Source organism: Leucothrix mucor DSM 2157, assembly GCF_000419525.1.
Classification (GTDB): domain Bacteria; phylum Pseudomonadota; class Gammaproteobacteria; order Thiotrichales; family Thiotrichaceae; genus Leucothrix; species Leucothrix mucor.
In genome coordinates this window covers 2,958,067-2,984,632 of sequence record NZ_ATTE01000001.1, presented here as the reverse complement: position 1 = coordinate 2,984,632, position 26,566 = coordinate 2,958,067, and the positions used below count along the sequence as shown (strand labels likewise).

General features: G+C 46.5%; 22 protein-coding genes. 17 read left to right on the top strand and 5 right to left on the bottom strand.

What is annotated here, in order from left to right; translation table 11 throughout:
* Positions 1-91: 91 nt before the first annotated feature.
* Positions 92-409, bottom strand: a complete 318-nt coding sequence (locus tag LEUMU_RS0113480) for an H-NS histone family protein (protein WP_022952814.1) — start codon at positions 407-409, stop codon at positions 92-94.
* A gap of 321 nt (positions 410-730) precedes the next feature.
* Here LEUMU_RS0113480 and LEUMU_RS26060 point away from each other — a divergent pair, with 321 nt between their 5' ends.
* From LEUMU_RS26060 to LEUMU_RS26045, 9 genes are all read left to right on the top strand, one after another.
* The gene (locus LEUMU_RS26060; protein WP_084708102.1) at positions 731-2,704 is read left to right on the top strand and encodes a sensor domain-containing protein; all 1,974 of its coding nucleotides are present in this window, start codon (positions 731-733) and stop codon (positions 2,702-2,704) included.
* Positions 2,705-2,801: 97 nt separating this feature from the next.
* Positions 2,802-3,284, top strand: coding sequence for an FxsA family protein (locus LEUMU_RS0113470; RefSeq protein ID WP_022952812.1), 483 nt, complete (start codon positions 2,802-2,804; stop codon positions 3,282-3,284).
* A gap of 132 nt (positions 3,285-3,416) precedes the next feature.
* Positions 3,417-3,707 carry a co-chaperone GroES gene (locus tag LEUMU_RS0113465; protein WP_022952811.1) on the top strand — a complete coding sequence of 97 codons (291 nt, stop codon included), beginning with the start codon at positions 3,417-3,419 and terminating at the stop codon, positions 3,705-3,707.
* A gap of 81 nt (positions 3,708-3,788) precedes the next feature.
* Positions 3,789-5,441 carry a chaperonin GroEL gene (gene groL / locus LEUMU_RS0113460; protein WP_022952810.1) on the top strand — a complete coding sequence of 551 codons (1,653 nt, stop codon included), beginning with the start codon at positions 3,789-3,791 and terminating at the stop codon, positions 5,439-5,441.
* Positions 5,442-5,643: 202 nt separating this feature from the next.
* Complete coding sequence (rpsT, locus tag LEUMU_RS0113455; RefSeq protein WP_022952809.1) at positions 5,644-5,904, top strand: 30S ribosomal protein S20; 261 nt, start codon at positions 5,644-5,646, stop codon at positions 5,902-5,904.
* A 132-nt stretch (positions 5,905-6,036) separates the two neighbouring features.
* A complete protein-coding gene (locus LEUMU_RS28100) occupies positions 6,037-7,071 on the top strand; it encodes a zinc-binding metallopeptidase family protein (RefSeq protein ID WP_022952808.1) in 1,035 nt (344 codons plus the stop codon).
* A gap of 117 nt (positions 7,072-7,188) precedes the next feature.
* Positions 7,189-12,537, top strand: a complete 5,349-nt coding sequence (locus LEUMU_RS0113445; protein WP_022952807.1) for an SdrD B-like domain-containing protein — start codon at positions 7,189-7,191, stop codon at positions 12,535-12,537.
* 59 nt (positions 12,538-12,596) lie between these two features.
* Complete coding sequence (locus LEUMU_RS26050; protein ID WP_022952806.1) at positions 12,597-13,352, top strand: lipoprotein intramolecular transacylase Lit; 756 nt, start codon at positions 12,597-12,599, stop codon at positions 13,350-13,352.
* Positions 13,345-14,256 carry a DUF1853 family protein gene (locus tag LEUMU_RS26045; RefSeq protein WP_022952805.1) on the top strand — a complete coding sequence of 304 codons (912 nt, stop codon included), beginning with the start codon at positions 13,345-13,347 and terminating at the stop codon, positions 14,254-14,256. Before LEUMU_RS26050 ends, LEUMU_RS26045 begins: the two co-directional genes overlap by 8 nt.
* Positions 14,257-14,456: 200 nt before the next feature.
* Here LEUMU_RS26045 and cysS read toward each other — a convergent pair whose 3' ends face one another.
* On the bottom strand, positions 14,457-15,842 hold the full coding sequence (gene cysS / locus LEUMU_RS0113430) for a cysteine--tRNA ligase (RefSeq protein ID WP_022952804.1): 1,386 nt from the start codon (positions 15,840-15,842) through the stop codon (positions 14,457-14,459).
* Between the two features lie 115 nt (positions 15,843-15,957).
* Here cysS and LEUMU_RS26040 point away from each other — a divergent pair, with 115 nt between their 5' ends.
* The 4 genes from LEUMU_RS26040 to LEUMU_RS0113410 all read left to right on the top strand — a co-directional run bounded on the left by LEUMU_RS26040 (position 15,958) and on the right by LEUMU_RS0113410 (position 19,199).
* Positions 15,958-16,593: a peptidylprolyl isomerase gene (locus tag LEUMU_RS26040; protein ID WP_040504423.1), complete on the top strand. Its 636-nt coding sequence runs from the start codon at positions 15,958-15,960 to the stop codon at positions 16,591-16,593.
* A 7-nt stretch (positions 16,594-16,600) separates the two neighbouring features.
* A complete protein-coding gene (locus LEUMU_RS0113420) occupies positions 16,601-17,335 on the top strand; it encodes a UDP-2,3-diacylglucosamine diphosphatase (protein ID WP_026744757.1) in 735 nt (244 codons plus the stop codon).
* Between the two features lie 10 nt (positions 17,336-17,345).
* The gene (locus tag LEUMU_RS26035) at positions 17,346-18,128 is read left to right on the top strand and encodes a lysophospholipid acyltransferase family protein (RefSeq protein WP_022952801.1); all 783 of its coding nucleotides are present in this window, start codon (positions 17,346-17,348) and stop codon (positions 18,126-18,128) included.
* A gap of 99 nt (positions 18,129-18,227) precedes the next feature.
* The gene (locus tag LEUMU_RS0113410) at positions 18,228-19,199 is read left to right on the top strand and encodes a hypothetical protein (RefSeq protein ID WP_022952800.1); all 972 of its coding nucleotides are present in this window, start codon (positions 18,228-18,230) and stop codon (positions 19,197-19,199) included.
* 5 nt (positions 19,200-19,204) lie between these two features.
* Here the strand turns inward: LEUMU_RS0113410 and LEUMU_RS0113405 are convergent, their stop codons facing one another.
* Positions 19,205-20,965, bottom strand: a complete 1,761-nt coding sequence (locus tag LEUMU_RS0113405) for a chloride channel protein (RefSeq protein ID WP_022952799.1) — start codon at positions 20,963-20,965, stop codon at positions 19,205-19,207.
* A 205-nt stretch (positions 20,966-21,170) separates the two neighbouring features.
* Between LEUMU_RS0113405 and LEUMU_RS0113400 the strand changes: the two genes are divergently transcribed.
* Complete coding sequence (locus LEUMU_RS0113400; protein WP_022952798.1) at positions 21,171-22,142, top strand: hypothetical protein; 972 nt, start codon at positions 21,171-21,173, stop codon at positions 22,140-22,142.
* A gap of 47 nt (positions 22,143-22,189) precedes the next feature.
* Here the strand turns inward: LEUMU_RS0113400 and LEUMU_RS0113395 are convergent, their stop codons facing one another.
* Positions 22,190-23,344, bottom strand: coding sequence for a GNAT family N-acetyltransferase (locus LEUMU_RS0113395; protein WP_022952797.1), 1,155 nt, complete (start codon positions 23,342-23,344; stop codon positions 22,190-22,192).
* A gap of 171 nt (positions 23,345-23,515) precedes the next feature.
* Here LEUMU_RS0113395 and LEUMU_RS0113390 point away from each other — a divergent pair, with 171 nt between their 5' ends.
* The 3 genes from LEUMU_RS0113390 to LEUMU_RS0113380 all read left to right on the top strand — a co-directional run bounded on the left by LEUMU_RS0113390 (position 23,516) and on the right by LEUMU_RS0113380 (position 25,882).
* Positions 23,516-23,947, top strand: coding sequence for a VOC family protein (locus LEUMU_RS0113390; RefSeq protein WP_022952796.1), 432 nt, complete (start codon positions 23,516-23,518; stop codon positions 23,945-23,947).
* 116 nt (positions 23,948-24,063) lie between these two features.
* On the top strand, positions 24,064-24,813 hold the full coding sequence (locus LEUMU_RS0113385) for a hypothetical protein (RefSeq protein ID WP_022952795.1): 750 nt from the start codon (positions 24,064-24,066) through the stop codon (positions 24,811-24,813).
* A gap of 109 nt (positions 24,814-24,922) precedes the next feature.
* Complete coding sequence (locus LEUMU_RS0113380) at positions 24,923-25,882, top strand: NAD(P)-dependent oxidoreductase (protein WP_022952794.1); 960 nt, start codon at positions 24,923-24,925, stop codon at positions 25,880-25,882.
* Positions 25,883-25,948: 66 nt separating this feature from the next.
* On the opposite strand, the gene LEUMU_RS0113375 is transcribed toward LEUMU_RS0113380, so the two are convergent.
* Complete coding sequence (locus tag LEUMU_RS0113375; protein WP_022952793.1) at positions 25,949-26,479, bottom strand: peroxiredoxin-like family protein; 531 nt, start codon at positions 26,477-26,479, stop codon at positions 25,949-25,951.
* Positions 26,480-26,566 lie beyond the last annotated feature (87 nt).

Here is a 26,566-nt window from a genome sequence, read left to right as displayed (position 1 = left end):
AGTCAGCGCCGCATTTGCTGGCAACGTGTTCATTGCCAGCAAGTCTTTGCTTGAAGCTATTTTGAGCGGTGTTGTCTTGCTGGTAGATTACTTAGATAGCAAGATCTTCCAGTGTTTTACCTGTTTCTAACGCATCGAGAACCCAGTGTGGCTTTCTTCCGCGGCCAGTCCATGTTTGCTCTGCATTTTCTGGGTTAGCATATTTAGGCGCCGCTTTTTTAGTGCTTGGCTTGCTAGTAGTCGCCATTACTTCATCAAGGCTAAAGCCGGACTCTTCTGCTAATTGCTCGATCTTGCGAATTAAATCACGCTTTGCAACTTTCTCACGCTTTTTAATTTCAACTGGGATCTCTTTCAGCATTTGAACGAGTTGTGAGTGACTTAATGTAGAGTAATCAATAGTGCTCATATTTAATTTAATACTTGAATGGTTGGTAAATAGAGTCTTAATTTATAAATACATGCTAATTAAAGTCAAGTGACTTATTTGAAATGGGTCTATTATTATTGTTTTGGCTAAATAGCCCTGTCAGTTTGTACTGTTCTTATTATTTGCTATAGTAATTGAATTAATTCTGTCTAATCACCTTGAGGATAAGTTTGATATTGAAGTTTGTTTGCAGAAGAGGGTTGTCGCTGGCAGCTCGTCGGAATCCTTGAGAAAAACGTAGTAAAATTCCACTTAAATCGGTAGGGTTGGAGTAACTAAAAAAATAAGAAAAACATAGTTATGAAACTCCGAAATGTCCAATCTGAGCAAAATAATGTCATGCCTGTTATGACGCTGGTTCTTCTAGTAGTACTTAGTGTGCTGCTTTCAGGCTGGCAATTGTTAGATATAAATAGGATATCCGGAGTTCAGGTTTACTTACCCATGGTGCAATCAGCGCTATTGTTGATCGCAGTCACTCTCGGCATTGCATTTTACAAAATCAAATCTGACTCCATGCGCAGTCAGGATATTATGGGGCTCACCCATGAGGCCTCCCGATTATCCTTTAAGAATACCGAAGCCGTTTTAGGCGCTGCTGTCGGTGGCGTTATTCGTATTAATAAACAGCTTGAAGTCGAATATCTGAATGAAATGGCGATGTCGCTGACCGGTTGGCAGCTTGCCGATGCGCAAGGTTGCTCTATCGAAGACGTTGTTAATGTGCAAGGAGGGAAGGGTGCTGCAACCTTAAAACAAATTGTTATGGAGCAGTTCTCGAAGCGCGATAGCGTATTTGACCTTCATGACATCAAGCTGATGAGTAAGCGCTCAGAGGTCAAGTACGTAAAGATTAAAACGGCTCCCATCCAAAATGAAGAAGGCGATATCGATTATGTGGCACTGATTATTCAAGATGTGACTGATGATCGTGCCGCGATGGAAGAGCTTTATAATCAGGCATCTCGTGATTCAATGACTGGGCTATATAACCGAAAGAGTTTTCAGGAGTTTCTAGAGAAGGCGCTGGTTGATGGTGAAGAGAATAAAAACGTCAATGTGCTTTGTTATATGGACCTAGATCACTTCAAAACAGTGAATGATGTTTGCGGTCATGCTGCGGGTGATGAATTATTGAAACAGGTCGCGGATCTGTTTGCTAAGCGCGTACGAAGTACTGACCGCCTGGCAAGAACCGGTGGTGATGAGTTTGCAATACTGCTGACAAATTGTGGAATTAATCGGGCCAAAATAATTTTGGGTCGAATTTTGCAGGATATTCAAAACTATCGATTCACTTGGCACCAGAATACCTTTCAAGTGGGCGTGAGTTTGGGTGCTGTGGAATTTGATTTTGGTTCCCGTATTACTGATATGGGTAGTTTAATGCTAAGCGCTGATGAAGCTTGTTACATGGCTAAGAAAAGCGGCCGTAATCAACTTTACGTAAAAGATCCTGAAGATGAGTCATCTAAAAATGATAAGCAGGATAGTGGGGAGAATTGGGAGGCCGTGCTTAAAGGTGCGCTCAATCACGATAACTTCCTGTTATACGTCCAGCCAATTGTGCCACTACAAATAGAATCGGATGCTGAGAGTCTAGAGTGTCAGTATGAAGTATTAATTAGGCTATCCCATCAGGGCGAAATATTGGCGCCTGGTAGCTTTATGCCTGCAGCACAGCGCCTGAGTTTAATGGCAAGCTTAGATCGCTGGGTAGTCAATAAGACAATTAATAGCATTGCCGCAGGTAAGTTCGTACAAAACAGTGCATTTAAGCAGGTGTTTACCATTAACCTATCGGCCGAGAGTGTTAACGACGATAGCTTTGTAGGATTTGTTTCTGCGGTACTGGAAGATCGAGGCGTTCCAGCATCGATGTTGTGTTTTGAGATTTCAGAATCAATCGTACTGGCTAACTTTATGCGTGCTCAAGCCTTGTTAAGTGAACTGGCGGCTATTGGTGCTTCTGGCTCGCTAGATGATTTTGGTAGTGGGATCTCATCATTAAGTTACTTGCGTGATTTGCCAGTTAGTTACCTTAAAATAGACGGCAGCTTTATTCGCAGCATGAGTAAAAATCGTGTGGATGCTGCCATGGTCGATGCAATCAACAAAGTAGGGCAGGTAATGGAGTTAAGCATTATTGCCGAGTCTGTTGAAAATGATATTACCCGCCAATTATTGAAGCGAATGGGCGTAGATTATGCTCAAGGGTATCACTGTGGCAAGCCAATTGCTTTTGAAGAAGTTTATCTTGCTGAAGCCAGTTGAGCGCTCAGTTCTGCAATAGAATTTACCCATGAGCCTTGAAATCAGTAACTATGGAATCATTATAAAGATTCATAATTACTGATTTTAGGGCACTGCCGTGCGCACATTTCCGATATTTGCTTTTTTCTTTCTGGTTGTTCCGATCATTGAAATCTACCTGTTAATACAGGTTGGCTCGCTGATTGGTGCCATACCGACCATTCTTCTAGTCATTGCGACTGCAGTGATTGGTGCCTACTTGCTACGTCAGCAGGGGCTTTCAACTCTTTCCCGATTTCAATCTAATCTAGCCGCGGGTGTTATGCCTGCAAAAGAAATGCTGGAAGGCATTATCTTGTTGGTTGGTGGAGTGATGTTGATGACGCCTGGTTTTGTTACCGACACCATGGGCTTTCTGTGCCTGCTTCCGTTCTCTCGTCGCTTCCTTGTTGAGCAAATGATAAAGCGCTCCGTGATCAGTGGGGCTGCAGTAATGGGTGGAAGTTTTAATGCTTCTGGCCAGCAAACAGGTCCGACGGATGGTGATGTGTATGAAGGTGAATACAGTCGTAAATCTGATGCACGCATCGATCGAGATTAAATTTTAATTTTTTTTAGTTGGGTTCTCTTGAAGAAGCTCAAGTGCGTCCCTATTATTAGCAGTCACAAGCATGGAGTGCTAAAAGCATTTCGTTTGTCTTAAATCTATAACCCTAATTGATGGAGTGAAAACATGAATATTCGTCCTTTGCATGATCGCGTTGTGATACGTCGCATGGAAGAAGAACGTACTAGTGCCGGCGGTATCATCATCCCTGATAGTGCAACAGAGAAGCCAAACCGTGGCGAAGTTATTGCAGCGGGTAACGGCAAAATCACTGATTCTGGCGACGTGCGCGCTATGGATGTAAAAGTGGGCGATAAGGTGTTATTCGGTCAGTATGCTGGCACAACTATCAAAGTTGACGGCGAAGAGTTACTGATGATGAAAGAAGATGACATCCTGGCTGTAATCGAAGCATAAATAAATTTATTGGACCGTTGCTCGTTGAGCCTGCTCAGTTAGCGACGATTTAGCATTAAAGTTTTTTAGAGGTAAGCAAGAATGAGTGCAAAAGAAGTCTGTTTTGGTGATGACGCACGTTCACGTATGGTGAATGGTGTCAATATTTTGGCAAACGCGGTAAAAGTTACACTGGGTCCTAAAGGCCGTAACGTTGTTTTGGATAAAGCTTTCGGCGCGCCGACTGTGACTAAAGACGGTGTTTCTGTTGCTAAAGAAATCGAGCTGGAAGATAAGTTCGAGAACATGGGCGCACAGATGGTGAAGGAAGTTTCTTCACAAACCTCTGATATCGCTGGTGACGGTACTACTACTGCGACTGTATTGGCTCAAGCTATCGTTCGCGAAGGCATGAAGGCTGTTGCAGCTGGCATGAACCCAATGGATCTGAAGCGCGGTATCGACAAAGCGGTTACTGTTGCGGTTGAGTCTCTGAAGTCACAGTCAAAGCCTTGTACAGATTCTGCTTCAATCGCACAGGTTGGTACAATCTCTGCGAACTCCGATGAAACTATCGGTGGCATCATTGCAGAAGCAATGGACAAAGTAGGTAAAGAAGGCGTCATCACTGTTGAAGAAGGTACTTCTTTACAGGATGAGCTGGGTGTCGTTGAAGGTATGCAGTTTGACCGTGGTTACCTGTCTCCTTACTTCATCAACAATCAGCAAAGCATGTCTTGCGAGCAAGAAGCGCCTTACATCCTGCTGCACGATAAGAAGATCTCTAACATCCGTGATTTGCTGCCAACACTGGAAGCGGTTGCTAAAGCAAGCCGTCCTTTGTTGATCATTGCTGAAGATATCGAAGGCGAAGCGTTGGCAACTCTGGTTGTTAACAACATGCGCGGTATCGTTAAAGTCACTGCAGTTAAAGCACCTGGCTTCGGCGATCGTCGTAAGGCAATGCTGGAAGATATCGCAGTACTGACTGGCGGTAAGGTTATCTCTGAAGAAGTTGGTCTGAGCCTTGACGCAGTAACACTGGAAGATCTTGGTCAAGCTAAGCGTATTGCTGTGACTAAAGATGACACAACCATCATTGATGGTGCTGGCGATGCTGACAGCATCAAAGCGCGTGTTGACCAGATTCGTGCACAAGCTGAAGTATCTACTTCTGACTACGATACTGAAAAGCTGCAAGAGCGTGTTGCTAAGCTGGCCGGAGGTGTTGCGGTAATCAAAGTTGGCGCAGCAACTGAAGTTGAGATGAAAGAGAAGAAAGCACGCGTTGAAGATGCATTGCATGCAACTCGCGCTGCAGTAGAAGAAGGCGTGGTACCTGGTGGTGGAGTTGCGTTGGTTCGTGCAATTCTTGCTTTGGAAGCACTGACTGGCGAAAATCACGATCAAGACATGGGTATCAGCATCCTACGTCGTTCAATGGAAGAGCCACTACGTCAAATCTGCACCAATGCAGGTGACGAAGCTTCTGTTGTGTTGAATGCTGTTAAAGCAGGTGACACTAGCTTCGGTTACAACGCACGTACTTCTGAGTACGGCGATATGATCGAAATGGGAATCCTTGACCCTACTAAAGTTACGCGTGCAGCACTTCAAAATGCAGCATCGGTTGCTGGTCTGATCATCACGACTGAAGCGATGATTGCTGACCTGCCTGCTCCAGCATCTGCTGGCGGCGGAATGCCAGATATGGGTGGCATGGGCGGAATGGGTGGCATGGGCGGCATGATGTAATCATGTAGCTTGTCATTCTGACAGCTAAGGAGGTTATTCTCGGTTGGGAATAGCCTCCAAAGATTCAAAAACACCGGCAATATTTAATATTGTCGGTGTTTTTATTTAGATTCGTAAAAAAGATGAAATTTCATCTTGCCGTTGCTCAATAGAAGCGGCATACTACGCGTCTTATTTTAGGAGCCCGGGTGGGAGAATAGTTTTGCCTAATATCAAATCTGCAAAAAAACGCGTACGCCTTTCAGAAGAGCGTCGTGTACACAAGAAACACTACACAACTACAATGCGTACTCAGATCAAACGAGTTATTGTAGCCATTGAATCTGGTGATAAAGAAGCCGCTACTGCAGCATACACAGCAGCAGTACCAGCTATCGACTCAGGCGTTACCAAAGGCCTGCTTCACAAGAATAAAGCTGCTCGTCATAAGAGTCGTTTGAATTCTCGCATTCGCGCACTATAATTATTTAGTGTGTTGAATTGAAAAAGCCGGCACCTAGCCGGTTTTTTTGTGTCAGAAATTTATGCATAACAGCATCGCCTCAACAAAGTAATAATAACTAGCAGGCGCTAACTCGAGAAAGGTTTGGCATCCATGCTCAATAAGATGATTGCCCGGTTATCAGACTGGTTAATAGCGATTGCCGTCGTGTGCCTGTTGTTGTGGTTTTTCATTACCCAGCCACTGCTGCCGGTTAATGAAATCGAAAAACTGCCGGTTGCCAATCAGCAGAATCTACAAAATCACGTCATTAATTTGCGTCGTATTGTTGCCTCCTCCGAGCAGTCAGGTGAGTCATTAACGCCTGATAATTACATCTATAATTACTTTGCCCGATTAGGAAGCCCACAGCTCCAGCCATTCACGACCATGAGTGGCTATTATAATAATGTCAGTTTAATGCTTGGGCCTAAAACGGCTGAGCGTATTGTCATAGGAGTTCAGTACCTCCCGCCAACGAGTCCTTTACGTGATCAATGGAACCCTAGTGGTGTGGCTGTCATGCTGGAAGCTGCACGGATGCTTTCAGAGCATGCTGACGAGCTTCCTGTACGGGTTCAGTTAATGGCATATGCCTCTGCCGGTATTGCCGCTAATGGCACGTTAGACATGGGAAGTTACCACCATTCCCAAGCACTTAAGAAACGTAACGTGCCAGTGAAGCTGATGATTGCCCTGCAAAGTGTTGGCTATTACCGTGATGAGATTCACTCACAGCGTTACCCTTTTTCATTCATGAAGATGTTGTACCCTGATGTTGGTAATTTCATCAGTCTCACGAGTCGTCTTGAAGACTTCATGGTGACTCGTTCAGTTAAGCAGAGCTTCAGAAGGGTGCCTGACTTGCTAGTGGAGTCTTTAAGTGCGCCTGAAAACTTCCCCATGGTCTCAGGCTCTGATCACGTTAATTTCTGGTTGAATGACTATCCTGCGCTGCAAATTTCCGACCTCTTGTCACTGCGTGCACCAGAGGCGAGTAATGCCGAAACCTTGCCCTTAAACTATGAGCGAATGGCTCAGGTCGTTCAGGCACTTCATCAAACAGTTAAAGATATTTCTGGACATAAATCCGATGATTCAGCCTATATGACACGGCTTATTAGCCGGTTGAGTGACTTTTTCGATTAAGTTTTTATTCAGTAGCTAACCTTTATTGTAGTGCGATTAAGCGTAATTTGACTGTATGCGCTAGCATGTTAATTTTTATGCATGCAATCAACTAAATAATAAAAACAAGAGGTTACTATGCATAAGCGACTGACCAAGCTCTTGGTCTGCATAATGTTGTCTGGATCAGCGAGTATAGGACTAGCCGCAGAGCCAGAAATTGTCTTTGGCCCTTTAGATGGCGGCGTAAACGATGGTACCGAGCCCTTTGGTAGTTCAGTTTATGACGCGTTAGGGGATCCTCTTCCTTGCGCTTCCGCCAGCGATACAGATCTGCTTGGCGCGGATTGCGGTGAAACAAACCGAGTCGTTCGTACTCAGGATTTGGTAACACATAACTGGTCGGTCTCGGTAAATGGCGGCGATGATTCCATTCTCGCAGGTGATCCTGTGCTTACCGATGTCGTTATTGAGCAGACTATTTATCCTTCGGCTGGGCCAGGACCAATTGCAGTTGTTACTTTTGATACGTTGCCCACGGCTTGCCGTGAAGATGCCGGCGGTGGAACCAACCCTCCCTCGTCTATTGTGGCCAATGCAGATGGGAGTTCTACTTTAACGTGTAACTTGGGTGAGTTTATTGAGGGGCAGGGGCGCATCTTTAGTGTGGGTGTTAAGGCTTCGGGGCTCTCGGAAAATGGCTCAAGTTATACTACCACTCAGCGCGTTTACTCATTGGATGAAGATGGGGATGAGAATGCAAAGGTAAACACCTTTGTGGATGATCGCCCGATCATGATCTCGGCAGCACCAGCTTATGATTTGATTCATTCCGTAAGTTCTACTCAGGCAATGCTGAACTCCTCTGTTGGTAAGCGTGATCTAGGTACAGGGAATGGCCCAGAACTTGGGTTTTACGGGTATATGCAGATCCGCATGGCCGCAGGTCGTCGCACAGGTATCGAAGCAATAGAGCAAGAAATCGTTTTTAAAGACGTGTTTAAAGCAACTACAGGCTCTTCTGCAGGTCCTGACTATGATTTAGAATTTTACGTCACGCAATGTACTTCCAATCCATCCGGCTGGGGGACAGAGACTTGGGGGAGCATGAGTATTCGTACTGATCGCCCAGACTCTGAACATGTTTTGGATTCCGGAACTTGTACATACGAACGTGATGATGCGGACCCAACCTCCAAATCATTTACAGTAACAATCGATGATGTTGACTTGTCGGGTACTCACTACCCCTCCAGAACAGTTGGAGGAACTGATCTGACAGCAGGGCCGTACTATGTCATGAATCATCGAGTACAAATCTGGATTCCTTTCCGGTCTGTCGATTTAACTGATGGTATTCTAGGTAATAATACTGGTGAAGTTTGGCTATCGAGCTTACTGAAAGATTTTGATCCAACTAGTCCATCAGGCGTTGAAAACTATGGTGGTCTTAAAGAGCCAGGATATAACGGTAATTTAATTGACGGCGAGAGGAGCAACAATCAGCTTGGTCCTGCCTTGTTTCAGCTGGTACCCAAAGGTAATTTCAGCAAGCGCAATCTAAAGTACACTGATCAACGAGTGCTTAGTTATGCTTACTCAGGAACTTCCAACTACCACTCTGGTGATGGTGAGCTGGAGTCTGGTCAGACTTATGCTGGTTGGATACTTGTTTATAACCAAGGAACCGTACCATTCTATAACCCGATTGCCTGCGATATCTTTGATAACACCACACAGCAGCTTACTGAGCGCGGTGATGTTGCGGCCACTCGAACTTCTACGCCAGGCTCTTATGCCTTCATGGGGACTTACGCGCCTGGAGGGCATGATTATCGTGATTACACCATCGAATATGCAAATATAGATTTGAGTGGAGATGACCCGCTCAATGGTGATGGGGTTGTGGGGTATGATTATGATGTCGCCACTGGTCGCTATAATGGAACATGGGCAAAACAATCGGCAGCTCGTTGTGATGATGCAAGTCCTTCCGATGGTCAGTGGTATACCGACCCAACACAAGTCCCCGGTGGGATCGATGGTGTTAACGCTGCCCGTGCTCGAATGACTGATACAACACAAGCATTTGAACCCAGTCATCAAATTCGCTTTATCACACCACTTAAAGCACGTGATCGTTTTAACGGCGGGCCTCACGATGGTGACATTATTCCAGTTGGAACGGTGCTAGCTAACTTTGGTAATTTTCGATCTGATGAGTGGTCACGAAACTGGTTAACAAGGAGCTATGAGCCTTCGCCTGAGACGGGCTCTGTGGATGGTGATCGGGTAACGTTAACTCGTTTGAAAATGGTATTGGACTCACATAGCATCTCGCCTTATGCCGCACCAGCTAATACAACTTCAACACTTGCAGGTAAGCAGATCATTTGGCAGGTTGATACTGCAGTGCAGTCAACATTAGCCGAACCCAGTATTGCTGAAAATCTAAAAATAATTGATGTGTTGCCGCCTAGTGCCAGCTATAACCACAGCTGTACGGTCGCTTATGAAGGTGGCACACCCGCTGGGCAGGTACAATACAATACGGATAAAGACGGTAATGCAGCACCCGGTTACACGCGCCTTATATGGGAGTTGGGCGATTTAAGGGCCAATACTGTCATACCTCCTCGTATCATCTGTACAGACAGTGACCCGTTGGCAGACCATGGAACCGCAGTGATCAATTATGCTGAAATTCGTGCTGACAATGTACTCTCATCCTTAGCCGCCCGTTCCGATACTCACACGATCAGTCTTGAGCAAGTTGGTGAGATTCAGGTTTCGAAAACCGTAGATGTTCCATTGGATGATCGAAATGATGAGCAGGTCTATACCATGTCTTGGTCTAACTTCTCGGCAGCGATAAGAATCAATAACCCGGTAGCGATTGATATTCTACCGTTTAATGGCGATGGCATTTTAGAGCGCAGTCCACCATCAAGTTTTAACGGCGTTCTTGAGCTGGTGCAAGCACCGACTACTGCGTGGCTAGATGGCTCAGTACCTGATACGTCAGTGACGGGCGGGGAAGACCCGATTGGTACTTGGTATTACTCAATCGATGATCCCACTACCATTGATGTCGACCCGGATAGCAATACGTCGAACTGGTGTCTGGAGTCGGATTTCAATACTAGTGACTGTCCTACAGAGTTTGCTGATGTGACGGCTGTTAAGTTTATGTCAAACTATCCTTTGGAGAAGGACGGCAATCCACGCCAAGGTATGAATACTAAATTGGTATTAAAAGCCGGTGATAGTGTTGATCCTGACTCCACAGGTGCTAATAAGTCTGGCGATGTCTATACCAACCGATTCTCATTAGATTCTTCTACCTTGCCGGCGGCACAGTTCTTCCAGTCCGGTAATGCAACGGTACAGATCGCATCATATTCTCTTGGTGACTTTGTCTTCGCAGATATTGATGATGATGGTAAGTACGATCCGGAAGTGGATTATACCGCGCCTGATGGTGTGGTTGTTAACCTGAGAAAAGCCGATGGTACTCTGGTCAGATCTACGACGATTGGTTTAGAAAAAACTGCGCGCTATGTCTTTAATGTGCTGGACTCTGGTGACTATTATGTCGAAATTCCGGCGACTGAGTTTCAGGATGGTGCGTTGCTTGAGCACTGGACGACCTCACAGTTGCTAACCGCAGCCGACGATGATAATGATGAAGGGGTCGATCAACACGCTTACTCAACCGGTACGCCGGCAGTCGATGGTGTTCGTACCGGCACAGTGACCTTGTCAGCAACGCCACCAGTGCCTGGTGGTATTCCCTTGGGTAACGAGCCGTTGGGAGACAACGTTGCATTTATTACTGACCCTACGGGCGATGACTTTTCCAACCTAACCTTAGATATGGGCTTGGTTCCAGATACCTATGAAGTCACCGGAACCGTATGGAATGATGCCAATAATAATGGTCTACGCGAGCGCACAGAAGTAGGTATTCCCAATGTAACGGTTGTTCTCTATGGTGCGCCATGGGGTGATAAGCGATGCCGTAGTGTGGATACTGATGCGAATGGCTTTTATAAGTTTGATAAAGTCATGACTGGCTCTTATCAGATCTTCGAGTCAGACCAGTCAGATGCACCTTTTGGTTACGCGACTTGCCCACCGACAACGGGTGACCCTGACACTTACACTTCAACCACGAGTAATACTCGCAATATCAATGTGTATGAAACGCATGTTAGGCGTCAGGACTTTGGTGACTACAACGGCATTATCATTCGCGGTACGGTGTTCGATGATAACGGCTTATCCAGCGGTACGTCAGCCAACGAAAAGCAGGATGGTGGCGAGAAGGGTATTGGTGGTGTGAAGGTAGTTGCCAGTGATGGCAGTGGAACGGTCTATGATACGACTCGCACAGCAACCGATGGTAGCTATGTATTATACGTGCCCGGAACGGCGACAAATGTTGAAGTGCGTGAATATGACCCAAATGGCTATGTAACGACGGGTGCTGAGGTAGGCAATACCAGCGGCAGCTATAGTTCCAGTAATGACGCCATTAGCTTTACCGCGACGGCTGCAACCGAATTCACCGGATTAGATTTTGGTGATGTGCGCAAGCCAGTGTTTGAGCCTGATCATACCGGTGAAATTTTACCGGGCAATGTTGTGTTCTATGCGCACCAGTTTAAAACACAGGCTGCTGGAACAGTATCTTTTGATCGCACGAGCGACATTAACAAAAGTGTGGGCTGGGCTAGTTTGTTGTATCGCGATAGCAACTGCGACGGTGTGCTAAATGGCGCCGAAGGGCAGATGGCTCTAAGCACGACTGGAATTGATGTTGATGCCGGTGACTCGGTTTGTATTATTGATAAGGTATATGCGCCATCTAATGTGGCTGCGGGTGACCGTTATCGGGTAACTACCACTGCGACGTATCAGTTTGGTGGCAGTGCTTTAGGCAGTATTGCTTTGACAGTAACGGATGTAACAACTGCTGCACAGTCTGTTGCCCCCGCTTTACCGGCAACGCCAGCAGTCGATGCTGCTCCAGCCCAGCCTGTAACGCCTGCGGTAGATGCCACACCAACTACGCCAGCGACACCAGCGATTGATGCAACGCCTGCGCAACCAGCTGTTGCTGCGACGCCTGTCACTCCGGCAGTTGGGCCTTCACGGCTTGAGCTTCGCAAAAGTGTGCAGAATAAGTCGAAGGGAACTGCTGAAACTGAGACCGTGAATCAGGCGGACCCTGGTGATGTATTGATCTATCGGATCTACTACAGCAATACCGGCACTGGCCCGCTCACAGAGTTACAGGTGAATGACCGGACTCCGGCTTATACAAGTTTAGAAGCTAACTCTGCTAAGTGTGTGACTCCTATTCCTAGTGGTATGAACTGTGTACCAGTTGAGAGTTTTGATGCTGTGCGTTGGGAGTTTACCGGCCCATTATTAGGCGGTCATAGCGGCTCGGTTAGGTATGAGGTGCGCATTGATAACTAGCAGTATTTAACTCAGAGCAATGCTAAACTTAGCCGCATACGATACTAATTGGGTAGATTATGACGGCTAAATCTCAGGCACAGTCACGCGGAAGATTGCGATGGCTGTGCCTTACCTTTATCAGCTTTTGTTTGGCGCTTGGCGTTAGCTGGATATTGCTGACGCCACTGAATTTTGGCTATCAGCAGCTGTACAGTGCGATCAATATCGACCAGCATATCGCGACCTACGCGCCCAAAAATATCCATAAGCAAGACTTTCAGCAGACCGATGAGCAAGAGCGCTTTCGCTTGTTCGCTGAAATTGTTACCTCCATCCATCAGCACGGTGAAGGGCTTGCTGAACTGGCGTACCACACACCGAAAAACCAGCGCATCGATAGCTTACTAACGCACGATGAGGTTCTACACCTCGAAGACGTGGCTACCTTGATTGACCGAATGCGTTTGTTACTGTTGGTGTTGTCAGTTATCTTTATTGGTTTACTGATTTGGCTTTATCGCAGCCGTCAAGCCATGCCATCATTTCGCTCAATCCTGCTAACGGCGATAATTGTCTTGCTGGCTATTACTGCGATTATCTTTTTGATTGGGCCACATAAAGTCTTCTATCAACTGCACGTCTGGGCATTTCCCGTCGAGCATAAGTGGTTTTTCTTTTATGAAGAGTCGCTGATGAGTACGATGATGAAGGCGCCTGATTTGTTTGCTTACATTGCCATCTTGCTCGTCGTTTTGGCATTGCCAATATTTATTGTGATGATGTGGTTAATCCAACGGGTGTTGGCCAAGCATAGTCACACAGCCCGTGCTTGATGTATTGCGATTTAAGCATCGCATCGTGAGAGACTTGGCTTGGGTTATTGCCAGCCCGCCTTTGGTCTGTGGTGACTTCGATGGCGTGAATTGGTGTGACGATGATCATTGCGCCCAAGAGTATCAAGCTTGCCTGCCCGCTTTAATGGCTTTAGATCAGAATCCGCAGCCCTTGTTAGGCGTACTAAGTCAACTAAAGAGTAGGGCGCTTGGGCATCGCTTTGAAGCATTGATTGGCTACTGGCTTACGATTAGCCCCAACTACCAAATTTTAACGCGTAATCTCCAATTGCATCATGATGGGCGAACTTTAGGCGAATTGGACTTCATTGTGCGTGATTTGCGAAGTGATGCGGTTATTCATCTTGAGGTGTCAGTGAAGTTCTATATGGGGCTCACGCCGCAAGCCAGTCAATACTACTGGTTTGGCCCTAACCTAAAGGATTGCCTAGGTAAAAAAATTGATCACCTGAAACAACATCAAACGCAGTTGAGTGTTTTGTATCCAGAGCTAATGCCGCAAACGATTGATCAACGCTGTTGTTGTGTGAAGGGGCGCTTGTTTTATCCGGAACAGGAGAGTGGTACACGCGGTCCAAATGGCATCAATCCAAATCATTTACGTGGGGTTTGGGGAGAGGATGTTGCAGGGTTTGTCAGTGATAACGACTTAGAGTTTGTGCCATCAAATAGCCAATACTTGGCTATTAATAAGCCGCAATGGTTATCGGAGTTTAGTGTGCGGGATATTGAGAAATATGAGGTGGCAGTAGATTCTGACTTTACTAAGGTCTCTACTGAAAAGTCTCCAACCTGTTTTGTAATCGTTAATGCCGAGCGGGAGTTAATACGGTATTTTGAGTTTCCTGCAGGATATTTCGAGAGCGTGAGCGGCGACTCGTAAACTTGATTCGTTTTATCCCCGATTTATTACTGTTTTAAGGCGCATCGAAAATAGTCATTCTTTTTCTACGGTGTGTCGAAAATTAGCAAGTATTCTGAGGAAGGTGATTGTTGCGGTGAGCTGCTTTAAGCGAATATCGCGGCAAACAAAATATATCCCTGCTTGCCGCGTAAATATCCAGTTCTAAGGTTGGCGCGTAATTAATCGCGACGCCAAGTAGTCTCAGGCCCCTGATCTTCCAGCGTAACGCCAGCGGCCTTCAACTCATCACGAATTGCATCTGCCTGAGCCCAATCTTTATTCGCCTTAGCTTCAATACGTGCCTGAATCTTAGCTTCAATCGCTGCAACATCTAAGCCATCACCACTATCATCGCGCTGTAGCCATTCATCAGGCTCCAACTGCAACAATCCCAGAATGCCACCCAGCTTCTTCAGCAAAGCACCCATTGGCGCAGCGGCTTCAGGGCCTTCTTTATTGGCTGTTTTGTTTACATCGCGAGCAAGGTCAAACAACGAAGCCAATGCTTCTGGTGTATTAAAGTCATCATCCATCGCGGCGTAAAACTTATCTTCATAAGCACTCCAGCGAACAGCTTCGGCTTCAGGCAAGCTACGTAGCGTGTTGTACAGGCGATCCAACCCGGCAATCGCGCCATCTAACGACTCTGTGCTGTAGTTCAGCGGGCTACGGTAGTGGCTAGATAACAAGAAGTAACGCACGGCTTCTGCAGAATAGCTTTTCAGTACATCGCGAATGGTAAAGAAGTTGCCTAATGATTTAGACATTTTTTCATCATCAATCCGGATAAAGCCGTTATGCATCCAGAAGTTAGCGAAATGCTCACCCGAGCAAGCTTCACTTTGTGCAATCTCATTTTCATGATGCGGGAATTGCAGGTCGTGTCCGCCGCCATGAATATCAAAGTTATTACCTAACAAATCCATCGACATGGCTGAACATTCGATATGCCAGCCCGGACGGCCATTGCCCCAAGGGGATTCCCAGGATGGCTCATCTGGCTTAGCCGGCTTCCATAATACAAAATCCAGTGGGTCGCGTTTTGCGTTATCGACTGCAATGCGTTCGCCAGCGCGTAAGTCTTCGATCTTACGACCTGATAATTTGCCATATTCCGGGAAGCTGGAAACGTCATAATATACATCGCCAGTGCTACCCTGATAGGCATGGCCTTTTTCAATCAGGGTTTCAATCATAGCGATGATTTGAGGAATATTGTCAGTGGCTTTTGGCTCGAAAGTTGGCGGCAATACGCCCAGCGCGCGCTCATCTTCATGCATGGCATCGATAAAGCGCTCGGTGAGAGCCAAAAATTCTTCGTTGTTCTCATTAGCACGTGCGATGATCTTGTCGTCAATATCGGTGATATTACGTACATAAGTCACATCATATCCACGGGCTTTCAGGAAGCGATAAACCACATCAAAAGCAACCAATACACGAGCATGGCCAAGGTGACAATAATCGTAAACAGTCATACCACAGACGTAGAGTTTTACCTCGCCTTCAACGATGGGTTTAAAGGTTTCTTTCTGATTTGTCAGGCTGTTATAGATTCGTAACATAGCGATTTTGCGTACCGGTCATAGGGTAAAAAGGGTTAGGCCGCATAGTAGCAGAGCCGTTATGAATCCGCTATGATGCGCGCTTTAAACGCAAAAAATAATGCAGGGTTATAATATGAAGCGCTTTCTGGTAGGCTTTTTAGCCTTTTTCGTTTTACTGGCAGGGTGTCAGGCAAAAACAGAAACACCAGCGGCAACGCCTGAAACGGCAACCGCTGAATCTGAAACTTCCGGAGTTAAAAAATCGATGACTAATGTTAAAATGGTAACCAGCAAAGGCACTATCATGCTGGAATTAGACGCTGAGAAAGCCCCTTTAACGGTTGCTAATGTCAAAGCTTATATTGAAGATGGTTTTTATGATGGTGTGATCTTCCACCGTGTAATCCCTAACTTCATGGTTCAGGGTGGCGGTATGAACGCTGACATGAGTGAAAAAGCGGACAAGCGTCCTCCGGTTAAGAACGAAGCAAACAACGGCCTGAAAAACGACCGTGGTACGTTGGCAATGGCGCGTACTAATGACCCACATTCTGCTTCTTCACAGTTCTTCATTAACTTGAAAGACAATGACTTCCTGAACCACACTAGCGAATCAGCATCTGGCTGGGGCTATGCTGTATTTGGTAAAGTGACTGATGGCATGGACGTGGTTGACGCGATTGCTAAAGTTCAGACTGGAAACAAAGGCTACCACGGTGATGTGCCAGTTGAGACAATCACTATCGACAGTATGACAATCGTAGAGTAATGACAATATGAGTATGCAGCAGAGCACTTGGTTTATTTCGGATTTACACTTGGACATGAAGCGTCCGCACATTGTGCAGGCTTTTATGCAGTTTCTGGGGGAGATCCGAGGTCAGGCCGACTCGCTGTATATTCTAGGTGACCTGTTTGAATACTGGATTGGCGATGACATTGTCGATACGCCAGCCGGTCAGCTGGTGCTGCCATTATTAAATGGTATGCGCCAGCTGTCAGACAGCGGCACCGAGCTTTACTTCACCCACGGCAATCGGGACTTCCTGATTGGCGAGCAGTTTGCTGATATGACGGATTGTCAGCTATTACCAGAAAAGCAGGTAATCGACTTGCAGGGCGTTCCAACGCTAGTCATGCATGGCGACACCTTATGCACGGATGATCTGGAATACCAGGAGCTGCGCAAGATGTTCTATAACGAAGATTTGCGTAAACAGTTTCTGGCATTAGATATTCCGGGACGACAGGTTGAAGCAGCGCGTATTCGTGAAGCCAGCCTGCAAAAAGTGAAAGAAAAGTCTGAAGAAATTATGGATGTGAATCAAGCCGCCGTGGAGAGCGCAATGCGCGAAGCGGGCGTTACACAATTGATTCATGGCCACACCCATCGTCCGGCAATTCATGAGTTTGAATTGGATGGTGAGCCTGCCAAGCGCATTGTGCTTGGTGATTGGTATGATCAAGTGAGCAGTCTGCGGGTTTCTCAGGGTCAGTTCTTTCTGAGCTAAACCGGCGTTTATGATTAAACTAGTTAAGATACTGTTGCTGATCCTGCATCTGTTGTATGGCGTCGGCTTGATTGTGGTGCAGGTTCGTTTATTAGGCCGTAAGCCGAAAGACCCTGCCTTTGTGCTACAAGTACAACGCTGGTATCAGCGCTCCTGTAAATTGGTTGGTATTACACTAGTCATAGAGCAGGGTGCTGCGATTACTGGCCCTGTCTTACTGGTTTCCAATCATGTTTCCTGGGTCGATATTCCTGTTATCGCCAGTGTTTGTACCCCACGCTTTCTATCTAAATCTGAGGTTCGAAACTGGCCTCTAATCGGCTGGGCGGCAGAGCAGCTTAATACCTTATTTATTCGCCGTGGTAATCATTCTGCGGCTGAAGCAGCGAGTGCTGCGATTGTTGAAGGTTTGCAGCAGCAGGATCACATCCTGATATTCCCCGAAGGCACCACAACCGATGGGCAAGGGATTGGCTTCTTTTACCCGCGTCTGTTTGGCGCTGCAATTGCGTGTGAAGCACCTGTGCAGCCCATCGTGATTCATTACACCGATGATAATAGTGATGGTCACACTAGTGAGTTAGCGGCCTTTATTGGCAAGCAAACCTTAGTGCAAAATCTCTGGGGCTTATTGGGTAGTCGCAATCTCACTGCACATGTGTATTTCATGCAACCGGTTGCTACTTCAGAAGCGCTAACGCGTAAAGAATTGGCGGCTCAAATACAGGCATCCGCACAGCAGGTTTTAGCCGAGTCACAAGCAAAATCTGAAACACCACTAATCCATAAATAACTGTTGATGCCCAAGGTCGGGCTTTATACTCAAAAGCTAAGCAGTTGATCTGATTCGAGATCTACTCACTAATAATTAAAATAGCTTCGAGTTTGACCTATGGCTAAAAAATACACTGACTGCATTCAGTGGAATTCGCAAGAATTCCAAAACTTCGGAAAAGTCCCTCAAGTTTCCAAGCATGGCTATCACGAACTGGATTTATTCAGTGATGAGACGCTGATTACCTTATTAGATAATTATCCGCGTAAATGGCTGCAGTGCTACACCATGGGCTTTGATCCTGAAAATCATAGCGACTGGAAAGCTGTACATATCGCCGATAGCTCGGGTGCTGAGATTTTGGAGGCCCTAAAAAAAGGCCGGATGTGGATTAATGCCATTCATATCGATCGTTACTCGGGTGAATACACTGAGCTGATTGCTGACATGTATAAGGTGATTAATGCTGGTTGCGAGCATATTACTAATGCCAAGTCAGCCTTTAGCGCATTGATCCTGTCATCGCCGGGCATTCAGGTGTATTGCCATATTGATGCGGATGCCAATATGTTGTGGCACCTAAAAGGTCGCAAGCGTTTATGGGTTTGGCCTGCGCGTGATGAACGATTTACCCCGCAAACCTATATCGAAGAAATTGTGGGCGAAGAGCGTCACGAAGATATTCCATACGAGCGTTGGTTTGATGATCATGCTTTTAGCCATGAGCTACTACCCGGTGAGGCCATTAGTTGGCCACAACATTCCCCGCATCGGGTTGAAAATGTGGACTTGAATGTGTCGCTAACCACCAGTTATGGTTCTTCTGAAAGCCGCCGTCAACTCAGTGTGCATGGTGCGAACCATCACATTCTAAAGCCTTTGGGCATTAAGCAGCGCTCAATGGATTTAGATGGAATGGTGCCGGCGCTAAAAGAATTTAGCTATCGCGCAATGCACCGCTTACGCCTGATCAAGCGAGGTAAGCGCACCGCCAGTTATGTGTCAGACTTGGAGTTAGACGCTAAGCACCCCGAAGGCATGTCGGTGAGAAAAGAAAGTACCCCGACAGCCTTTGCTGTAGCCGAATAAATCGCTTAAATACGATACGCCGAAGTCACCATTTCAGGGACTAAAATACCGTAAATGCGGTCGTGGTCTGAGCAGCTTTTCTCTTTGAAAACAACGTACAGCGCCTCGGCCCCATTGCGAAATTTCACATGCGCTTCATGTAAATTACTTTGCAGCGAGATCGGCTCTAATTGTAAACGTTGAGCGGGTATTTCGATTAGATCAATCGTGTCTGACTCTTCGGTAGTCAAGGTCAGATACTTTGCAATATCGATACAAGGAATGACTAAACTGGGTTTGCCATCACTGCTGATAATGACCCAACGTAAATCACTCTTGACCAGCTCTTCTGCCAGCACCCGATTGATCACCCGATCGGTGCGGGTGAAATCCTTTTTCAACATACTGGCAATGCCAATTCGCCGCAAGGTGAGCGAAATGGGGTTAATTTGATAATCCTGATCGGCAGTCCGTAGCATGGTAATAAACAGGGATTGCTTCTTGAAAATTACCCGAGAGGTCAGTTGTGCCGCCACAATCGTCAACATGCCGGGCATGACCACGCCGGGGTTATAAGTGAGCTCGATAATTGCGGTGAGTGCGGCCAGCGGGGCTTGGAGCGATGCACCGACCATTGCACCCATACCTAGCAGCGCATAAAAACCAATATCCGTGTGAGTCCAGCCCTCGGTAAAGCTAACAAAAATACCGGCAATGGCGCCGATAGCCCCACCAATAATAAAGGCCGGACCAATCATCCCCGCCGGAACTCCTAAGCCCACACAAAAGCTGGTCGCCACTAGCTTGAAAAAGATCAGGCTAATCAATGCTGTAATTGAAAAGGAGAGTGGCGATTGCATGAGCTCGGTCAGCGAGTCATAGCCAATGCCCATGATTCGGGGTTCGGCTAATGCGCACAGCCCTGTAATCACACCCGCCGCACACAGCTTCCACCAGATATCAATATTACGGCTATGCTTGGAGACATTTTCTAGCATGTGGTTGAATAAGGCGGCCACAGTTCCGATGCTGATGCCGAGTATCAAAATAATAGGCAATTGCTTCAATGAGTTAAGGCTCATTTCCGGTACTAAGAAAGCGGGCTGTATTCCAAACACGGCATTGGATAAAGTGGTTGCGACCACCGAGGCCAACATAATTGGAATGAAGCTAGCCATACTGAACTCCATCATCACCACTTCCAGCGCAAAAATGACGCCTGCTAAAGGGGTGTTGAAGGAGGCCGATACACCAGCGGCAGCCCCGCAGGCCACCATGGTTCGAATACTGTTATTGGGTAGTGAAAACACTTGCGCAAACAAACTACTGATCGACGCGCCAAGGTAAACGTGGGGGCCTTCACGGCCTACAGAATGGCCAAAAATAATGGCAATCGCCGCGCCAAAAAATTGCAATAAAAAGCCGCGAACGGTGAAGTAACCTTGGTGATAGGTCAGCCGGTCGATGACCTTGGCAATGCCAAATACGCGGAGATTTTTAGAATAATGATAAAAGAGTAGCGCCAATAATACACCACCAATTACCGGCAGGAAGAAGTGCCAGAAGATGGGTAAGGCTTCGTAGTTCTCAGAGCCTTGCCCCGGCAGCATGTGTTCTTGAATGGTTTCGACCACAAGGCGGAAGATAATAATCACGCCACCAGAAAGAAAGCCGGTAATCAGTCCGACCATTGCCATGTGCATGGCCGCATCCGGACGGGCCAGATGAATGCGTTCGCTTTCCAGCCACTGGAGCCACCATGCTTTTGCTTTTCTGAGTATCACCATAGCTTTGAGTTTAAGCTCTTTTTGTCATTTTTGTATCATCAATGAAGCATATAAATGCGCCGGCGCAGGAAGTTTTCCGCTGCGCGTGGTGTTTCAACCATTAATCGTTGAATGATTGCCGGCTAGCACTTCTCAAGCATAGCCTAAGCCATATTAGAACACTCAATAATTAGCCAAACAATCAAAATTGATAAGAGACTTGACGATGCCAGCACATTATTCCGATTGTATTAACTGGAGTGACAGTGAGTACCAGAATTTCGGCAAAATTCCGCAAATTTCACAACACCAATTTCATGAGTTAGACCTGTTTAGCGATGCAGCGCTGGAAGCTCTGCTGGATAACTATCCGCGCAAATGGCTGCAGTGTTACACCATGGGCGATAATCCGGAGCGCCATCAGGATTGGACGCCGGTACACATTGCTGATTGCAGTGGAAAAGAGATTTTAGAAGCGCTGAAGAAAGGGCGTATGTGGGTCAATGTCATTAAAATTGATCAGTACAATGGTGAATATGCCGATTTGATTACGCAGATGTATCGAGTCATTAATGGCAATTGTAATCACATTAGTAATGCCAAAGCGTCGTTTAGTGCGTTATTGATTTCATCGCCGGGTGTGCAGGTTTACTGCCATGTCGATGCGGATGCCAATATGTTGTGGCACTTGAAAGGGCGCAAGCGGGTGTGGGTGTATCCTGCACGGGACGATCGCTTCGCACCGCAAACCTATGTCGAAGAGATCATTGGCGAATCACGTCATGAAAATGTGCCGTATGAGCGCAGCTTTGATCAGTACGCTTTTGCCCATGAATTACAGCCGGGTGAAGTGGTGAGTTGGCCGCAGCATTCGCCGCACCGGGTGGAAAATGTAGATTTTAATGTATCGCTAACCACCAGCTATGGCTCACGAGAAAGCCGTCGGCAAATAGGTGTGCATGGTTTTAATCATTACATCCTAAAGCCACTGGGGGTTAAAAAGCGTTCAATCGAGTGTGTGGGTATTATTGCAGAAGTTAAATCGTTTAGTTACTACGTGCTGAAGCGGCTGAAGTTTTTGAAGCCGGGCAGCCGAACAGCGAGCTATCAATCTAATTTACAAGTTGATCCGCAGCATCCGCAAGGTATCTCGGAACGCAGTGAAACTACGTTGCCCGCTTTCTCATTTGCAGATTAAGCGGCGACTGTATTTCGATTGATAAGACCAAGGCCTGAGGAAATTCCTCAGGCTGCGTTCTTTTTAAGAATCTGTTTAATGGTTTGCTTAACCGGGCCATGCACCAAATTATGCAGTGAGGTTCGAACATTCTTAGGAAAGTAAGACTGATCAAACATCGGCTCAGTATAGGCTGAATAGCGTAACTTGTAGGAATTCTCATCCGCAGAATACATAAAGTTAAAACGCTTTAGGCGCGGATCATCAATGCAGTGAGAAATTTCCTGAGTAATCATCATGGTCAGCAGCGCATAGCGATGGCCAAGCTCAGCCTCAAAGCCACTTTGGTAAGCGTGCATGGTAGCGCCATCAATCAAGGTATATAAAGCCGCTACCGGCTTACCTTCAATACGTAAAATGCGGATTTGTACCTGATTAGTGGGCAGTAATCGCTTAACCACCAAGCGGTGAAAGGCTTCAAAATTTGGCTGATGAAAGGCACTGGGTTGCTGTAAATTCTCACGACGCTCGCGATTTAGATCAGCCAATTCGGTAATGGCTTTCTCAGGATCTAAACCATCACTTAAATTATCCACCACATAGTCTTGCTCTTTTTGCAGGCGAGTCAGCATACGCGTAATGTTATTACGCTTCTTTTTCTGCAAACTCATCAGGTAGTCTTTGTAGGTCTCGGGCAGATCAATCAGTGTGCGAAAACCATTAGGCTTGCTTTCTGCTTGGATCGACAAATTCTGACCGCCGAATAGCAATGACAAATAAGAATCATCCAATAGCTGCTGAAATAACGAACCCTGCCATTGAGATTGCTTATCCATCAGATAATTAGTGAATGTGCTCACGGCATGTGACACCGCGCCTGGCTCGATAATTAAATCCAGATATTCCGAAAGCACCAAGCCGCCATCCGTTTCACCAGTGCCAATCAAAATTAATTGCTTGGAGCAGGGGAAGTACTTTTTCGGATGATTGAGTATTTGAAACGGTGCCAAGGCAATCAGCTCGCCATCTTTGCGCAAACTCAGGATGAATAATTCACGATTTCCTTGATCCTGATAGATTTCCCACCAGCTATAGAGCCACTCCCATGATGAGAAGATGGTTCCTTTTTCTGAGCGCTGATTAAGTTGATTCCATTCATCGCGCATCGCAGCAAAGTCACTAAGCTGATTGATAACGCTAATCTCGCGATATTCAGTTGGCATAATCTGAAGTCTATCTCCAAGTCGGGGCTGATTTTTATTCATTAATAGGCTTAGTCTACGGATAGTCTCGTCTTGGTAAATCGGCGCTAATGTCAAAGGATGAATGGCCATGACGAACGGAGTGTTACAGGTGTATGATGCCAAAACTAAGACTATTTTGAGGCTAAATCAATGAGTGAATTACGACCATTTCATCTGGCAGTGCCCGTGCGCGATATTGCGGAGTCGCGGACTTTTTATGGTGAAGTCATGGGCTTTAGCGAAGGACGCAGCAGTGAGGATTGGATTGATTGGAATATGTACGGTCATCAGCTGGTCACACATTTGAATCCAAACCTCGGCGCAGAGGGCAAAGTGCCACTGCATTATAATGGTGTGGATGGTAAAGGTGTGCCGGTTCCTCACTTTGGCGTAGTGCTCACACAAGCTGATTGGCAGGCGCTGGCAGATCGTTTACAAGGGCAAGTGACCTTTGTTATTGAGCCATATACGCGCTTTAAAGGTGAAACCGGAGAGCAGTCGACCTTATTCTTTTTAGATCCCTCTGGTAATGCGCTGGAGTTTAAGGCTTTTGCTGATTTAGGGCAGTTGTTTGCCAAGTAAGCTGCTTTAACAGCGATGCATTATGTCGAGCTATGTTCAATAGGTTTGAAGAGTCATGCTGTGGTTGATGTGGCCATGGTTATTTTCAGTATGATCAATAGCCAACTGGGGAAGTTATGGTATTGAAGCCAGAGTCAATGGAGTCACTCAAAGCACAATTAGCTGATCACGGCTTAGTGCTATGTGAGTTGGTGGCTATTGCTGATTTGCCTGATTCAGTCTGGCTTGATAAACCTGCTTTTCAAGGTGGCAGTTTGCTACTGATCGGTCATGCGGGAACTGCTTTTTGGAAGGCGATTTCCAGTGCGTGGCCGCAAGGCTCTGACCCCGTTGATCAATTTAGTGCAAAGATTAGCGAACAAGCGCTTCAAGCTTACCTTCCAAATACCACACGGCAGTGCTTATTTCCGGATGATCACTGCCCTGTGAATCTAATGGCACTCGGCCGAGTGCTGGGCTGGCATAGCCCATCTCCGCTAGGTATGGGAATTCATGCCGAGTATGGCCTGTGGAGCGCCTATCGTGCTTTATGGTGGCTGGATGCAGAGCTGGAAACACCAGAAAATCGAAGCAATAAAACAGTCCCGGCCACAGCTAATACCATCTGTGCAGAGTGTGAAACTCAGGCTTGTATTAGTGCTTGTCCGGCTTCAGCACTTAGCGCAAAACGCATGCCCGATTTAAGCGCTTGCGCCGATTACCGCCTCAGCGAAGGCAGCCAATGCCATTCAAATTGTTTAGCGAGACAGGCTTGCCCGGTTGCCACCGAGCATCGGTACACCCAAGCTCAAATGGCCTACCACTATGATTTATCCCGCAGCGCTATTGCCAATTACCGTTCACAAACGCTTAAACAAGAAAGCTAGAGTTAGTCGTGTTAAATATTTTGATGTCTCAGGCTAATTTATAGCTGTTTGTCGGGGCTGCCTATTTATCAAATACTCAGGAATCACACAATCAAACTGAGGAACGGCAATGAAACCAAGTGTTGGCTTTATCGGGCTGGGCAATATCGGTGGAAAACTAGCAGGGAGTTTATTACGTAACGGCATAGAGGTGACCGTACGAGATCTGAATCGCGAGCTGGCACAGTCGTTTCTGGATAAGGGCGCACATTGGGGAGAAAGCCCAAAAGCGATGGCCGAAGCCGTAGACATTATCATTACCTGTTTGCCTAGTCCTGCGGCCAGTGCCATGGTGATGGAAGCCGAGGATGGCATTCTAGCGGGTTTAAGTGCCGGTAAAATCTGGGCAGAAATGAGTACCACCGATGAAGCTGAAGTATTGCGCTTGGGTGAGAAAGTGAAAGCCGTTGGAGCAGAGCCTGTCGATTGTCCGGTGTCCGGCGGTTGTCATCGAGCGGAAACTGGCAATATTGCTATTCTGGCAGGTTGTGAACGGGAAACGTTTGAGCGCATGTTGCCGATCTTAACCGTGCTGGGTCGACGAGTATTGCACACGGGTCGTTTAGGCTCGGCCTCGGTTTTAAAGGTGATGACTAACTATCTTGCTACCGCCAATTTGCTTACTCTGTGCGAAGCCTTGGTCACTTCCAAAGCCGCAGGCATGGATCTGGCCACTACGTATGAAGCCATCCGTATTTCCTCAGGTAACTCTTTTGTGCATGAAACTGAAAGTCAGGTGATCTTAAATGGTAGCCGCGATATCAGTTTCACTATGGACTTGGTAAGTAAAGACATCGGCTTATTTTACGAAATCGCCAAGCGCAATAATGTGCCACTGGAAATCGCACCGTTAATGATTGATATCTTCAAAGATGGCGAAGCGCGGTTTGGTTCGAGGGAGTTATCGCCCAATATTATTAAACGCTTAGAAGAGGCAACGGGATTGGATATTCGTGCACCCGGATTCCCGGCAGAAATGACGGATGATGAACCGGAAGAAGCTGGTTACGAAGTAGTGGTGAAGCGCTAAGCGGAATTAAAAACAGTCGCCCCTAGCTAAGGTGGCGACTGTTTTTCAATGAAGAGTGCTAAGTGTTTAGCTCAATTCACCACGTGCTGGATAATCATTTTTCAGTGCAAAATCCATAGAACCCAAAATCTCACGGAAGTGAGGGCGGGCAAATGGCATCGTGCTGATATTTGAGAAGTACAGTGTGTGATCTGGCTTGCAGATAAAGAAGCCTGGTTCGCTGAATTCTGCCGGCTCTTCAATGCCGATAGAGGTTACGCCGCGACCTGCTGAGCGATGTAAACCCAATGCGCGTGCATCTTCAATGCTTAAGCCATAAGCCATTTGTAAATCAGGGATTTCCCATTCAGTGCGAGCTTGTTCTGCGCGCTCTTTAGTATCGCTGCTGCCGACCAGAATAGAGATCCCCATTTCAGCAAAATCGCCTGCCAATTTCTGCAGTTCTTTCAAATAAGTGCGGCAAAGTGGGCAATGAAGACCACGGTAAAACACCATCATGGTGAAGTTCTTAGGTGTTTGTTCTTGCAAAGACCAAGGGCCATCTAAAGTCGTTAGGTTTAATGCTGGCATTGCTTCACGAGGTTTTAAAACAATCATGATGTCGCTCCTGTGTGAGATTGTGAATATTTTTAGTGGAGCCATTGTATCGATGCTTTGTGAATTAATGGTATTCTAATCATTCGC

Bases quoted from the DNA above. Each gene is read 5' to 3' on its own strand.
- LEUMU_RS0113480 (WP_022952814.1), bottom strand. From the start codon at position 409: ATGAGCACTATTGATTACTCTACATTAAGTCACTCACAACTCGTTCAA.
- LEUMU_RS26060 (WP_084708102.1), top strand. From the start codon at position 731: ATGAAACTCCGAAATGTCCAATCTGAGCAAAATAATGTCATGCCTGTT.
- LEUMU_RS0113465 (WP_022952811.1), top strand. From the start codon at position 3,417: ATGAATATTCGTCCTTTGCATGATCGCGTTGTGATACGTCGCATGGAA.
- groL (WP_022952810.1), top strand. From the start codon at position 3,789: ATGAGTGCAAAAGAAGTCTGTTTTGGTGATGACGCACGTTCACGTATG.
- LEUMU_RS28100 (WP_022952808.1), top strand. From the start codon at position 6,037: ATGCTCAATAAGATGATTGCCCGGTTATCAGACTGGTTAATAGCGATT.
- LEUMU_RS0113445 (WP_022952807.1), top strand. From the start codon at position 7,189: ATGCATAAGCGACTGACCAAGCTCTTGGTCTGCATAATGTTGTCTGGA.
- LEUMU_RS26050 (WP_022952806.1), top strand. From the start codon at position 12,597: ATGACGGCTAAATCTCAGGCACAGTCACGCGGAAGATTGCGATGGCTG.
- cysS (WP_022952804.1), bottom strand. From the start codon at position 15,842: ATGTTACGAATCTATAACAGCCTGACAAATCAGAAAGAAACCTTTAAA.
- LEUMU_RS26040 (WP_040504423.1), top strand. From the start codon at position 15,958: ATGAAGCGCTTTCTGGTAGGCTTTTTAGCCTTTTTCGTTTTACTGGCA.
- LEUMU_RS0113420 (WP_026744757.1), top strand. From the start codon at position 16,601: ATGAGTATGCAGCAGAGCACTTGGTTTATTTCGGATTTACACTTGGAC.
- LEUMU_RS26035 (WP_022952801.1), top strand. From the start codon at position 17,346: ATGATTAAACTAGTTAAGATACTGTTGCTGATCCTGCATCTGTTGTAT.
- LEUMU_RS0113410 (WP_022952800.1), top strand. From the start codon at position 18,228: ATGGCTAAAAAATACACTGACTGCATTCAGTGGAATTCGCAAGAATTC.
- LEUMU_RS0113405 (WP_022952799.1), bottom strand. From the start codon at position 20,965: ATGGTGATACTCAGAAAAGCAAAAGCATGGTGGCTCCAGTGGCTGGAA.
- LEUMU_RS0113400 (WP_022952798.1), top strand. From the start codon at position 21,171: ATGCCAGCACATTATTCCGATTGTATTAACTGGAGTGACAGTGAGTAC.
- LEUMU_RS0113395 (WP_022952797.1), bottom strand. From the start codon at position 23,344: ATGCCAACTGAATATCGCGAGATTAGCGTTATCAATCAGCTTAGTGAC.
- LEUMU_RS0113390 (WP_022952796.1), top strand. From the start codon at position 23,516: ATGAGTGAATTACGACCATTTCATCTGGCAGTGCCCGTGCGCGATATT.
- LEUMU_RS0113385 (WP_022952795.1), top strand. From the start codon at position 24,064: ATGGTATTGAAGCCAGAGTCAATGGAGTCACTCAAAGCACAATTAGCT.
- LEUMU_RS0113380 (WP_022952794.1), top strand. From the start codon at position 24,923: ATGAAACCAAGTGTTGGCTTTATCGGGCTGGGCAATATCGGTGGAAAA.
- LEUMU_RS0113375 (WP_022952793.1), bottom strand. From the start codon at position 26,479: ATGATTGTTTTAAAACCTCGTGAAGCAATGCCAGCATTAAACCTAACG.